The organism is Streptomyces sp. NPDC014733, assembly GCF_043083385.1.
GTDB lineage: Bacteria > Actinomycetota > Actinomycetes > Streptomycetales > Streptomycetaceae > Streptomyces.
Window position 1 is genome coordinate 434,202 of the sequence record NZ_JBIBYO010000002.1, and the last position, 12,610, is coordinate 446,811.

Consider the following 12,610-nt stretch of genomic DNA (forward strand, 5'->3'; position numbering starts at 1 on the left):
GGTGTGCGTTCAGTGGGGAGAGCGGGGGAGGAGCAGGTCAGTGCAGCGGGCCGGTGACGGACTCCGCGGCGCGCAGCGCCTCGCCGGAGGCGACGTAGCGGACCGCGGCCTCGATCTCGGGGGCCAGGTAGCGGTCGGTGCCCGGGCCTTCGACGTCGCGGCGGAGCCCGGCGACGACCGCGGCGGTGGCCGGCGACGGCGTCAGCGGGGCGCGCAGGTCCAGGGCGCGGGCGGCGGTCAGCAGCTCCACGGCGATGACCCGGGTGAGCCCGTCGATGCCCTTGCGCAGCTTGCGCGCGGCGGACCAGCCCATCGAGACGTGGTCCTCCTGCATGGCGCTGGAGGGGATCGAGTCGACCGACGCGGGCGCCGCGAGGCGCTTCAGCTCCGAGACGATGGCCGCCTGGGTGTACTGCGCGATCATGTGGCCGGAGTCCACGCCGGGGTCGTCGGCGAGGAAGGCGTTCAGCCCGTGGTTGCGCGCCACGTCCAGGAAACGGTCGGTGCGGCGCTCGGCGACCGAGGCGACGTCGGCGACCGAGATGGCGAGGAAGTCGAGGACGGCGGCGACCGGCGCACCGTGGAAGTTGCCGTTGCTCGCCACCCGCCCGTCGGGCGTCACGACGGGGTTGTCGACGGCGCTCGCCAGCTCCCGCGAGGCGACCAGCGCGGCGTGCGCGGCGGTGTCCCGCGCCGCGCCGTGCACCTGCGGCGAACAGCGCAGCGAGTACGCGTCCTGCACCCGGGTGCACTCCGGGCCGCGGTGGCTCGCCACGATCGCGGAGCCGGCCAGCACCGCGCGGAGGTTGGCGGCGCTGTCGGCCTGCCCCGGGTGCGGGCGCAGCGCCTGGAGGTCGGCGGCGAACACCGCGTCGGTGCCGAGCTGCCCCTCGACGCTCATCGCCGCGCCGATGTCGGCGGTGGCCAGCAGCGTCCGCAGGTCGTGCAGGGCGAGGACGAGCTGGCCCAGCATGCCGTCGGTGCCGTTGATGAGGGCCAGGCCCTCCTTCTCCTGGAGCACCACGGGGGTGATGCCGGCGGCGGCCAGCGCCTCACCGGCCGGCCGCAGCTCGCCCGCGGCGTCGCGGACCTCGCCCTCGCCCATGACGGCCAGCGCGCAGTGCGCGAGCGGCGCCAGGTCGCCGGAGCAGCCGAGCGAACCGTATTCCCGCACGACGGGCGTGATGCCCGCGTTCAGCAACGACGCGTACGCCTGCGCCGTCTCCAGCCGGACGCCGGTGCGGCCGGTGGCGAGGGTGGACAGGCGCAGCAGCATCAGCGCGCGGATCACCTCGCGCTCCACCTCGGGGCCGGAGCCCGCGGCGTGTGAGCGGACCAGGCTGCGCTGGAGCTGGGCGCGCAGCTCGGTGGGGATGTGGCGGGTGGCGAGGGCGCCGAAGCCGGTGGAGACGCCGTAGTGCGGCGTGACGTCGTCGGCCAGCGCCTCGATGACCTTGCGGCTCTGGCCGATCTCCTGCTGGGCCGCGGCCGAGATCTCCACGGGGGCACCGTGGCGGGCGACGGAAACGACATCGTCGGCGCTGAGCGGGCCGACGTCAACGAGAACGTGGTTCATGCCTCCATGAAGCACCGGGGGGCAAGGGTTCCGCCATGTCCGCCGCGGCTCTTGTGTCTGGGATCCAAGACATTGGGTCGCCGCCGGGGAGTCTTGGTACCGAGACGGCGGTAGCGTCACCGCATGTCCATCGTGCCCGCGGCGGCCCAGGTCCTGGCCGTACTGCGCTATCTCGCCCGGCAGGTCGGCCCGGTCCAGGCCGCCGCCATCAGCCGCGACGTGGGGCTGCCCCGCTCCACGACGTACCACCTCCTCGACACGCTCGTCCACGACGGCTTTGTGGTGCATCTGGCGGACGAGCGCCGCTACGGGCTCGGCGTCAGCGCCTTCGAACTCGGCTCCGGCTACAGCCGCCAGGCGCCGCTGGCCCGGCTGGCCCGGGTGCCGCTCGCCGGGCTGGTGGACCGCACCGGCCACAGCGCCCACCTCGCGGTGCTGCACGGCCGCGAGGTCATCTACGTCATCGAGGAACGGGCCCTGGGGCGGCCGCCGCTGGTGACCGAGGTGGGGGTGCGGCTCCCGGCGCATCTGACCGCCAGTGGCCGGGCGATGCTGGCCCGGCTGGCCCGGGCGCAGGTGCGGGCGCTCTTCCCGGACCCGTCGGTCTTCGTGGAGCGCACCGGCACCGGCCCGAGGTCGCTGTCCGCGCTGCACCAGCTCCTCGTCGAGGTGCGGCGGCGCGGTTACGCGACGGAGGAGGGCGAGGTGACCGCGGGGTTCTCGTCGGTGGCGGCGCCGGTCCTCGACCACGGGGCGCATCCGATCGCCGGGGTGGCGACGACCTTCCCGGCGGCCGAGGTGGACGCCGCCCAGCGCGCCCGGCTGGCCGAGGAGGTCGCCCGCACCGCCCGCGACCTCACCCTGCGCGTCGGCGGCACCCCCGCCGACTGACCGCGGACACCCCTGCCCCACAAGGCCGTTGACGCAACGTTCAGCGAACGGCAACCCGCCGCCGCCAGCCTCTTCGTACGGGCCTTCGCCGATGCGCCACGGGGGAGAAGGCCCGGCCAGATCCCGGACGGCCGCGGGGGGCGGACGTACCGGGGGCACGGCGGCGGGCCCGACGGGGGAACGGGCGGCGGTCGTGCCGGGGCCGCCCGCGGGGAGGGCGGCCCGTCCGGGGCGGCACCCGGGAGTACGGTCCCGGATGCCGCCCCGGACGCACCGCGAGGGTGCCGCGGATGAGCGTGCCGCTGCCGGGGAGCCCCGGGCGTCCGCCCGGACGCCGGGGCTCCCTCGTGGGGGGGGCGGTCAGCCCCGGGCGTTCTGGTGCCCGGCGCCGTCCGCCGGCCGGAGGTGCTGCGCGTCCTTGCAGAACGGCACCGGGCCGGAGTTGGCGACGTACTTGGCGGACACCCAGCTCGCACGGTCGCGCAGCAGGTACCAGACGTCGTTCCCGCCGATGTTCTGCGCACGGACCTTGCAGCGCAGCCCGACCTGCGCGCCCTGGCGCTGGTAGCCGGTGACGGGGGCGTCCGTGCTCGGGTACTGGCGCTCCTTCATGCCGGTGGCCGAGAGGACCTTGCCGTTCGGCTGCACGGCGGCCGCGTGGGCCGGGGCCGCAGCGAGCACCGTGGTGGAGAGGGCGGCGGCCGCGGCCAGCGCGCCCGCTGTGCTGACGAACTTCTTGCCGCGTGCGAGGGTGCCGCTCATGGACATGGGAGGTCTCCTGTTCTCGACGCGCAATGACGCCCATTGCCGCGAGGGGGACATTACGCCCGGAATGCCTCCGTGTCGGTGCCGAATCACGGGAGAACAGCTGATCGTGTGAGCGGTGTTCGGGTGTCCGGCGCACCCCTTACGACCCCGTACAGCGGTGCTCCGCGTCTCCCGGGGGCGCAGTGGCCCGGGAGACGCGGAGCACGTCCGTGTCGCCGCCGCTCACGGCAGATAGCGTTCCATGGCGGCGGCCCCTTTCTCCTCGATCAGACGCCGTGCCCATTCCAGGTTCTCGGGGGTCGGTTCCCGTCCCGACGCCCGCACCAGATCCTCCGCGTCGAACGGTCGCTCGCCCCCGGTGAAGAGGTCCTTCGGCCGCTCGGTGGTCGTTCCCTCGTCGTCAGCGCTCACGGATGTCCTCCTCTTCCGGCCCGCCCGGACACCTGCTCACCGTCCGGTCCGGCCGACGCTCACTTCGGGTCCCTCCATCATGCTGCCGCCGTCCCCGGTCCGCACGGCGTCCGGCCGGAGCCCGGCGGGCGGTGCTCACGGCGCCGTACGGTCGGCGTTCCCGGTGGTCCCGGCCGGCCGGACGAACTGGTGCCCGGTGGTGGGGTCGACCAGGACGAATTCGGTCACCTCCGCCGACGTCTGCCGCACCGCGATGGTGCGCTCCGGGTCGTATCCCGGCCATGCCCGGCCCTCGGCGGGCGGCGACTTCTTCAGCTCGATCGGCGGGGTCAGCGGGTTGCCGCCCGCGCAGCGCACCCGCGGCACCCCGTGGCCGTCGACGAGGACGGCGGTCCCGGCCTGCATCACCGCCTGGTAGTTGGTGGCCTCGCCGTCGCGGAAGCCGTGGGCGGTGATCCGGGTGTCGTAGCGCAGCTCGACGGGGGTGAGGGAACGTACCGCCTGCGGGACGGAGGAGTCCTCGATGCCCTCGGTGTCGGCGAACGCGGCGGTCCGCGCCCGGTCGGCCGACAGGTACCGGATCAGCTGGCCGGTGTCGCAGGAGGCCGTGGTGCGCCTGCCGCCGTAGAGGCCGTGCAGCGATCCGGGCAGGTCGCGGACCGTCTGCGGGCGGCGCGGGGCGGCGTGCGGCGACGGCGGGCCGGTGCGGTGGGCCACCGACGCGGTGAACGGGTCGGGCCCCGGGTCGTGCAGCGGCAGCGGCAGCAGGCCGGTGCGGGCCTGGGCGGCGGCGGGTGCGCCCTGGTACGGGTGGGTGAGGAAACCGCTCAGGAGCAGCCCGGCCGTCAGGATCCCGGCGGGCAGTGCGAGCCGGGCGGTCCGGCGCCACCAGGGTGCGGGCCGGGCCGGCCGGACCGGGCGTCCGGTCGCCGCCGGATACCCCTCGGGCGGCCGGCCGGCCGGTGTGCGGCCGTGTGGTTCCCCGGGGCCCCGGGCGTCGTCCGGGTCCGGGGGCCCGTGCCCGGGCGGGGGTGGTGTCGTGGTCACGGCCCTCTCCGATCGTCCGGTGGGCGGGCGGTGCGGGGCAGGACGGGGTGCAGAGGCGTGGCCCCTCCGTTCCGTTCTGCCCTCTTCAGCCGTCTTCGTCCCTGCCGGACCATTGTCTGCCCGGCGCCGCCGCGGCCCGCAAGCCGGGCGGCGGGCCGCGGCGCGCGGACGTACCGTGCGTCCCGGCGTCAGACGAAGAAGGCGTTCATCCCGGGCACGTCGGAGAGGTAGGTCTCGATCCGCGCGATCCGCCCGTCGCGGAGCGTGCAGACCGTGGCCAGATGCTCGTCGAGCACGGCGTCCTCGCGGCGCGCGGTGTTGTGCAGGGCGAGCGCCACGTTCTCCCTGCTGACCAGGACATGCTCCAGCGCGAAGTCGAGGCCGTACGAGGCGATCAGCCGGGCGCGGTCCACCACGGCGTCGGCGCCCTCGGCGGTGCCGGAGACGGTGTTGTCGCCGGGCAGGGTCCAGGTGGCGTCGGGGTGCAGCAGGGCCCGGATGCCGTCCCAGTCGCGGGCGGTGAGGGCCTGGTGGAAGCGGTGCCCCAGGGCGAGGGCGGCTTCGTCGGTGGACATGGTGATCCCTTTCGGCAGTCCTAACGCAGAGATCTCTGCGTTAGGGCGACTGTAGGCATGCCGCCCGCTAACGCACAAGTCATTGCTTTAACATGGTGGGGTGAACGCTGACGCCTCGACGAAACGGCCCGGTGGCCGCAGTGGCCGCGTCCGTGCCGCCGTGCACGACGCCGCGGTCGCGCTGGTGGCCGAGCATGGCGCCGACCGGGTCACCCTCCCTGCCGTGGCCCGCCGTGCCGGGGTCAACTCCAGTACGCTCTACCGTCGTTGGGGGTCCGTCGCCGCGCTCCTGGCCGATGTCGCCGGCCACCGCGACGATGCCGGTGCGCCCCCGCTCGCCGGCGATCTCCGCACCGACCTGGAGCGCCGCGCGACCTGGACGCTGACGGAGCTGTCCCGGCCCGGCGGCATCGCCTTCTTCCGCGCCGAGGTCGCCCCCGGCCTCGACGAACGCCACGCCGGGCTGCGGGAATGTCTGGACCGCGTCAGCGCGCGCTTCCGTCCCGTCCTCGACGCGGCGCGGGAGCGCGGTGAGGCGCCCCCGTCCCTGGAGCGGGTGCTGGACCGGATCGTCGCACCGCTCTACTTCCGCGTCGTCTTCTCGCTCCCCGCCACGCACGACGGGTACGTCCGCACTCTCGTCGCGGAGCTGCTGGACGGGCCCCGCGGGGAGGGGTGAGCCGGGGCCGGGGGCCGGGCTTCCGGCCCCCGGCGGACGGTCAACTCCCGTGGCGCCGGAGAGGGCCCGGCGTCATGCGCCCGCCGGGGGGCGCCTCGCGTCGCCGTGTACGTCCGCCGGGTGCCCGCCCCCTCCCCGCGGCGCTTCGCCCGCTCGTGCGCGCGACGGGCAACTCCCGCCCCTGCACTGTCAGTTGCCGGTGCCCGCGCCGCGCCCCCGGTCGTCGGCCGCGTGCCGGTCGTCCCCACACCCCGGCGTCACAAGAGCGTTACGTGGACGACGGCGGCGCGTCACAGTGGTCCGTGAGGCTGGCGGTGCCGAGGGGCCCGCAGGGGCACCCGGTGCCTCACCTCCGGTCCTCCCCCCACGATCCGATCAGGATGGGACCTGTCCATGCGAATTCCGCCGAGCCGCGCCCGCGCGCGGCGGGCCGCGGTGCCCGGGCGCCCCACGCCCCGAAGCACCGTGCCCCGGTGGCGTCACTGCGCCGCCAAGATTGTCATGCATTCAACAAGAAGGCCGGGTGCGGTGCGACACCCGGCCGCCTGCCGCACCGCGCCACGCCACCGGGCGAGACCGCGCGGGTGAGACCCGCCCCTCACCGGCCCGGCGCCCCGCGGACCCGTCCGCAGGCGCCGCGCCGCCCGTGAACGCGCGTCAGCGACACGGCAGTTGACCCGGACCGGGCCGCCCGCCGGACCGCAGGCGTGTCGTCGGCGTGGCCCCGCGACCCGGACGCCCCGCCGAGGACACCGCCCCGGTCCCGCACCGGCCCGGCCCCGACCGTGGCACGAAAGGACCCTCACCGGTGCTCACCTCGCACCCCGCACCCACCTCCCCGCCCGCAGGCGCCGGCGCGCCCCCGCCCGACGAACCCCGGGCCGTGGCGCCACCGGACGCGCCCACCCACCACACCACCGGCCATGTCCTCCTCGTCGGCGCCCCCGGGCCGCGCCGCGACCGGCTCACCCGCACCCTGACCGCCACCGGCCACACCGTCCGCCACGCCCCGCCCGGCGGCCTCGTCCACCACGTCGGCCAGGCACCGCCGGACGCCGTCGTCGCCCTCGACCCGGGCGACCCCGCCGCGCCGCCCGGCGACGGCCCCGCCGCCCCGCGCCCCGCGCTCGACCTCGTCCGCGAACTCCGCACCGCCCCCGCGGGGCGCGCCCTGCCGCTGATCGTGGTCGGCGCCGCGGATGTCGCCGCCGTCCTGCGCCACGGCGCCGACGACTGCGTCCCCGAAGCCTCCGCACCGGCCGAACTCGCCGCCCGTATCGAGGCGAAACTGCGCCGCGTGCCCGTCCCCGTCGAACACCTCCTCCTCGACCCGCGCACCGGCCTCTACTCGCACCGCCACTTCCGCGCCGAACTCGATCGCGAACTGCGGCGCCCCGAGGCCGGCCGCAGCGGCGGCGCGCTCGCCGTCGTCGCCGTCGCCGAGATGGCCGCCCTGGAGACCCGGCTCGGCCCGCGCGTCCGCCGCGAGGTGGCCGAACGCCTCGCCGGGGTCGCCGAACGGCTCGGCGCCGCCTGCGACCGCTTCGGCTGGGACGAGGACGGGCAGCTGCTGATGCTGCTGCCCGGCGTCGACGAGGACACCGCCCGCCGCGCGCTGGAGCGGTTCGCCACCACCGTCGCCGGGACCCGCTTCGTCGTCGCCGACGAACACGTCCGCCTCACCCCGGCCATCGGCTGGCTGCCGCTCACCGCCTGCCCCGACGCCGACCGGGGCCCGCGCCTCGCCGCCGACGCCGCCACCGAGGCGCTGCGCCACCGCGATCTGCGGCCCGTACGGCACGCCGCCTGGATGCGCGGCGCCGAGCACCGCCGCCCCCGCCGCACCCTCGGCTCCCTGCTCCGCCCGCCGCTCTCCGCCCTCTCCCCGGCGCTCTCCCTGCTCCTCGGCGTAGGTGTGCCGTACGTCCTCTACCGGCAGACCCATGCGCTCGGCTGGGAGCTGGGCTCCGCGATGTACTGGGTGGTCGTCGCCGGACTGGTGCTGTCCGCGCTGCTCATCGTCGTCGAGTGCCTCTTCTCGCTGGACGCCCCCGCGCGGCCGGAGCGGCCCGGCACGCCCTATCCGCCGGCCAGCGCCGTCATCGCCGCGTATCTGCCCAACGAGGCGGCGACGCTGGTCGAGACCGTCGAGTCGTTCCTGCGGCTGGAGTACCCGGGCGAGCTGGAGATCGTCCTCGCGTACAACACCCCGCATCCGCTGCCGGTCGAGGACACCCTGCGGGAGATCGCCCGGCGCGATCCCCGGCTGGTGCTGCTGCCGGTCGCCGGGTCCACCTCCAAGGCGCAGAACGTCAACGCCGCGGTGTCGCGGGTGCGCGGCGAGTTCGTCGGCATCTTCGACGCCGACCACCACCCGGCGCCCACCGCCTTCCGCGACGCCTGGCACTGGCTGTCGAACGGCTACGACGTCGTGCAGGGCCACTGCGTGATCCGCAACGGCGACAGCTCCCGTATCGCCCGGCTCGTCGCGGTGGAGTTCGAGGCGATCTACGCGGTCAGCCACCCCGGACGCGCCCGCCTCTACGGCTTCGGGCTCTTCGGCGGCTCCAACGGCTTCTGGCGCACCGATCTGCTGGCCCGCACCCGGATGCACGGCTCGATGCTCACCGAGGACATCGACGCAACCCTCCGCGCCCTGGGCGAGGGCGCGCGCTTCGCCGTCGACCGCACCCTGATCTCCCGCGAACTGGCGCCCACCACCGCCACCGCCCTGTGGAACCAGCGCACCCGCTGGGCACAGGGCTGGCTCCAGGTCACCCTCGCCCACCTCTGGCGGGCGCTGCGTTCCCCGGTCTTCACCGCACGGCAGAAGCTCGGCCTGTTCGTGCTGCTCGGCTGGCGCGAGGTGCAGCCCTGGCTGACCCTCCAGATCCTGCCGGTGCTGCTCTACGCGTGCTGGCGCGCGGGCGGCCCCACGCACCTGGACTGGGCGGTGCCGGTCGGCGTCCTCGCCACCCTGCTGACGCTCTCCGCGGGGCCGGTGCAGGCGCTCTTCGCCCGGCGGCTCGCGGTGCCGGAGATCCGCCGCCGCACCCCGTGGTTCTGGTTCTACCTCGCCGCCTCGACCGTCCTCTACAGCCACTTCAAGAACATCGTGGCCCGCCAGTCGCACCTCAAGGAGGCGCTGGGCGACCGCCAGTGGCGGGTCACCCCGCGCGCCGTGTCCCGGGCGGCGGCCCGCCGATGACCACCACCACCGCCGCCCCGGACGCCGCCACCGGACGTCCGCGCACCTCTGACCTGGACGGGCTGCGCGGCCTCGCGGCGCTGAGCACCGTCCTCTTCCACGTCTGGCAGCAGTACCACCGCTACGACGCGGCCGGCAGCCATCCGCCGATCGACCAGCCGCTGCTCGGCGCGGCCCTGTCGTTCGAGGTCATCGACCTGTTCTTCGTGATGTCCGCGTACCTGCTGACCCTCTCGTACGCCCGCGCCGCCATCGACGGGGGCACCACCCGCACCGCCCGGGTCTTCCTCTTCCGCCGCGCCGTGCGGATCCTGCCGCTGTACGTCCTCGCCGTCCTCACCGTCTGGGCCACCCGCAACCCTGACCTGCCCGGCGACTGGCGGGACCTGGCCGAACACCTCACCTTCACGCACCTCTTCGACCAGCAGCGGATCTTCTACACGCTGGGCCCCAGCTGGTCGCTGTCGCTGGAGGTCTGCTTCTACCTGGTGCTGGTCGCCCTCGGGCCGCTCGCGGTCCGCGCCTGCCGCCCGCTGCGGCGGCGCGGCGCCCGGATCGCGGTGTGCGCGGCGGGCTGCGCGGCGCTGTACGCCCTGCCGTGGGTCTGGATCGCCGTCGCCCACCACGGACTCGGCATCCCGCACACCGACTGGGTGGTGTACTTCGGCCCGGCGGCGCGGTTCGGCGGGTTCGCCGCCGGGATGGGGCTCGCGGTGCTGACCACGGCGCTGGGGGAGCGGGGCCGCCCGCGCCGCGCCGTCGCCCTGCCGCTGACGGCCGCGGTACTCGCCGCCCTCTACGCCCTCTCGCTGCTCTCCGCCCCGGAGAACGCGGCCTTCACCTACTACCACCCGCTGGCCTCCGCACTCTGGGCGGTGCTGCTCTTCGCCACCCTGCGGATCCGCCGACGCACCGTCTGGAACCGTTTCCTGACGGGCCGGTGGCTCACCCTGACCGGACTGTGCAGCTACAGCCTCTTCCTCTGGCACGAGCCGGTCATGCTCCAACTGCACCGCGCCGGACTGCTCCCGGCCCAGCAGGCGGGCTTCCCGTTCGCCGTGCTGATCGTCCTCGCGGCGGCGCTGCCCGTCGCCTGGCTCAGCTACTGGCTCCTGGAGTACCCGGCGGGCCTCCTCGGCCGCCTCAGGGACGGCCGGGGCCGCCCGCGCGAGTTCTACCCGGAGGCGCCGCGCGCGGTGGCGTGACGTCCGCGCGCCGCCGGAGCCCGCTCCGTACGGGCTCCGGCGGCATCCTCACCGGTCGGCGTCCCGGACCGGCACCAGCCCGACCAGCAGCCCGGCGAGCGCCGCGGCGCACCCGGTGGCCACCACCGCGGGCCAGCCGCCCGCCGCCCAGGCCAGCGCACCGCAGAGCGACCCGGCCGCGATGCCGAGGAACCGCAGTGTGAAATAGAGGGTGTTGAGGCGGTTGTGGAGCGCCGCGTCGAGGCGGAACAGCACCGTCTGGGTGGCCGCCTGCCCGCCCCACACCCCCACGTCCAGCACGACGACGCCCGCGATCACCCACCACAGCGAACCGGTCCCGGGCAGCAGCACCAGCCATCCGACGACCACCAGCCCGGTCAGCGCCGCCGTAGCCCCGCGCCGCCCCCACCGCTCCGCCAGCCGCCCCGCGGCCGGCGACGCCGCCGCGCTCGCCGCCGCCACCAGCCCGAACAACCCGATCCGCGCCGGGTCGAGCCCGTGGCCGTCCGCCAGCAGGAACGTCAGCGCCGTCCAGAACGCGCCGAACGCCACCCCCACCAGCGCGCCCGACACCGTCACCACCCGCACCACCGGCCGCCACCACAGCCGGGGGAGCGAGGCGAGCGTGGCGCGGTAGCCGGCGCCCGTGGCGGGCGCGGCCACCGGGATCTGCGGCAGCGTCCGCCGCAACACCGCCATCAGCCCCAGCGTCAGCAGACACGAGACGCCGTACACGGTCCGCCAGCCCGCCAGCTCCGCCAGCGCCCCGGCATACGCCCGCGACGCCAGCACCCCGACGAGCAGCCCGCCCTGCACCGTGCCGACGATCCGGCCGCGGCCCGTCGCGCCCGACGCGTCCGCCAGCGCCACCGCGAGCGGGGTGAGCAGCTGCGGCACCGGTGACAGCACCCCCAGCGCGAACCCCGCCACCAGCAGGCACCACACCGTCGGCGCCACCGCGCACACCGCGAGCGCCGCCGCCGACCCCCATCCGAGCGTGAGGATCAGCCGCCGCCGGTCGTGGCTGTCACCCGCCGGAACCAGCAGCAGAATGCCCGCCGCGTACCCCGCCTGGGTGACGGTCGGCAGCGCGCCGAGCGTCCCGGCCCCGGCGCCGAACGAGCGGGCCACGGCGTCCAGCAGTGGCTGATTGAGGTAGACGTTGGCGGCCGTGACGGCGGCGGCGACCGCCAGCAACGGCACCGGCGACCGGCCGCCGGGCGCCGTCAGGGCGCCCGCCGTACCGTCGCTGACCTGGGCAGAAGAAGTGGAATGCGGCACAGCCCCGACGCTAGGGCGCCGCCGGACGGCATACTTTCGAACCCCGGCCGTCCCCTGTCGAGAAGCGGCCGGTACGGCGGGCCGTCACCCGCCGGGCGGAGAGGAGCGGCGGCACCGTGTACGGCAAGAGCGAGGACCGGGACGACTACCAGCACGTCCCCCGGCCGCTGGCCGCGATGGCCCGCGACCTCCCCGACGGCCACCACATCCCGCCGCACCGCCACCGCCGTCACCAACTTCTCTACGGCACCACCGGCGCGATCACCGTCACCACCGCGCACGGCAGCTGGATCGTCCCCGCCACCCGCGCCGCCTGGCTCCCGGCCGGGCTCACCCACGCGATGACCTGCGCCGGAGCGGTCGCGATGCGCACCCTCTACATCGACCCGGCCGCCGCCGGACATCTCCCCGCCGACCCCGCCGTGGTCCCCGTCTCCCCGCTGCTGCGCGAACTCATCGACGAGGCCACCCGCATCCCCGTGGCCTACGACCCCGACGGCCGCGACGGCGCCCTGATGCGGCTGCTGCTGCTCCAGCTCGCCCCGGAACCGCTCCCCGCACTGCACCTGCCCGCCCCCGGCGACGCCCAGCTCGACGAGGTCTGCGCGGCGGTCCGCCGCGACCCGGGCGCGCGCTGGTCCACCGCCGACCTCGCCGCCCACGCCCACCTCAGCCCCCGCGGACTGCACCGCCGCTTCACCGCCGCGACGGGCATGAGCCCCGCCCGCTGGGTCCAGCAGGCCCGGCTGCTCCACGCGGTCACCCTGCTGGCCGCCGGCACGCCCGTCACCGCCGTCGCCGGCGCCCTCGGCTACGCCACCCCCAGCGCCTTCACCGCGATGTTCCGCCGCACCCTCGGCACCACCCCCAGCGGCTACTTCACCGCCGCGCCACCCGCCGCCGCATCCCGGTAGGGGACCCGCCCCTTCGGCGACGGCGCGGTGCCTCCGCGCCACCAGGTGCCCGGCG

The 12,610-nt window shown here is 75.8% G+C and carries 11 protein-coding genes; 5 read left to right on the top strand and 6 right to left on the bottom strand.

Going from position 1 to position 12,610, the window contains the following annotated elements; translation table 11 throughout:
- Nucleotides 1-37: 37 nt before the first annotated feature.
- Nucleotides 38-1,576, bottom strand: coding sequence for a histidine ammonia-lyase (gene hutH / locus ACF1BH_RS06665; RefSeq protein ID WP_391641311.1), 1,539 nt, complete (start codon nt 1,574-1,576; stop codon nt 38-40).
- Nucleotides 1,577-1,699: 123 nt separating this feature from the next.
- Between hutH and ACF1BH_RS06670 the strand changes: the two genes are divergently transcribed.
- Nucleotides 1,700-2,467 carry an IclR family transcriptional regulator gene (locus ACF1BH_RS06670; RefSeq protein ID WP_030280119.1) on the top strand — a complete coding sequence of 256 codons (768 nt, stop codon included), beginning with the start codon at nt 1,700-1,702 and terminating at the stop codon, nt 2,465-2,467.
- Between the two features lie 360 nt (nt 2,468-2,827).
- Here ACF1BH_RS06670 and ACF1BH_RS06675 read toward each other — a convergent pair whose 3' ends face one another.
- The 4 genes from ACF1BH_RS06675 to ACF1BH_RS06690 all read right to left on the bottom strand — a co-directional run bounded on the left by ACF1BH_RS06675 (nt 2,828) and on the right by ACF1BH_RS06690 (nt 5,268).
- Nucleotides 2,828-3,235: an SH3 domain-containing protein gene (locus ACF1BH_RS06675; protein WP_391641312.1), complete on the bottom strand. Its 408-nt coding sequence runs from the start codon at nt 3,233-3,235 to the stop codon at nt 2,828-2,830.
- Between the two features lie 222 nt (nt 3,236-3,457).
- Nucleotides 3,458-3,646, bottom strand: a complete 189-nt coding sequence (locus tag ACF1BH_RS06680) for a hypothetical protein (RefSeq protein ID WP_391641313.1) — start codon at nt 3,644-3,646, stop codon at nt 3,458-3,460.
- Nucleotides 3,647-3,781: 135 nt separating this feature from the next.
- Nucleotides 3,782-4,693, bottom strand: coding sequence for a DUF6777 domain-containing protein (locus ACF1BH_RS06685; protein ID WP_391641314.1), 912 nt, complete (start codon nt 4,691-4,693; stop codon nt 3,782-3,784).
- A 188-nt stretch (nt 4,694-4,881) separates the two neighbouring features.
- On the bottom strand, nt 4,882-5,268 hold the full coding sequence (locus tag ACF1BH_RS06690; RefSeq protein WP_391641315.1) for a nuclear transport factor 2 family protein: 387 nt from the start codon (nt 5,266-5,268) through the stop codon (nt 4,882-4,884).
- 100 nt (nt 5,269-5,368) lie between these two features.
- Between ACF1BH_RS06690 and ACF1BH_RS06695 the strand changes: the two genes are divergently transcribed.
- The 3 genes from ACF1BH_RS06695 to ACF1BH_RS06705 all read left to right on the top strand — a co-directional run bounded on the left by ACF1BH_RS06695 (nt 5,369) and on the right by ACF1BH_RS06705 (nt 10,360).
- On the top strand, nt 5,369-5,947 hold the full coding sequence (locus tag ACF1BH_RS06695; RefSeq protein WP_391641316.1) for a TetR/AcrR family transcriptional regulator: 579 nt from the start codon (nt 5,369-5,371) through the stop codon (nt 5,945-5,947).
- An 808-nt stretch (nt 5,948-6,755) separates the two neighbouring features.
- Nucleotides 6,756-9,155: a glycosyltransferase gene (locus ACF1BH_RS06700; RefSeq protein ID WP_391641317.1), complete on the top strand. Its 2,400-nt coding sequence runs from the start codon at nt 6,756-6,758 to the stop codon at nt 9,153-9,155.
- Entirely contained in the window at nt 9,152-10,360 is a 1,209-nt protein-coding gene (locus ACF1BH_RS06705) for an acyltransferase family protein (protein ID WP_391641318.1), read from the top strand. The genes ACF1BH_RS06700 and ACF1BH_RS06705 overlap by 4 nt, the downstream gene beginning before the upstream one ends.
- 48 nt (nt 10,361-10,408) lie before the next feature.
- Here ACF1BH_RS06705 and ACF1BH_RS06710 read toward each other — a convergent pair whose 3' ends face one another.
- On the bottom strand, nt 10,409-11,641 hold the full coding sequence (locus ACF1BH_RS06710) for an MFS transporter (protein ID WP_391641319.1): 1,233 nt from the start codon (nt 11,639-11,641) through the stop codon (nt 10,409-10,411).
- A gap of 116 nt (nt 11,642-11,757) precedes the next feature.
- Here ACF1BH_RS06710 and ACF1BH_RS06715 point away from each other — a divergent pair, with 116 nt between their 5' ends.
- The gene (locus tag ACF1BH_RS06715; RefSeq protein ID WP_391641320.1) at nt 11,758-12,555 is read left to right on the top strand and encodes a helix-turn-helix domain-containing protein; all 798 of its coding nucleotides are present in this window, start codon (nt 11,758-11,760) and stop codon (nt 12,553-12,555) included.
- Nucleotides 12,556-12,610 lie beyond the last annotated feature (55 nt).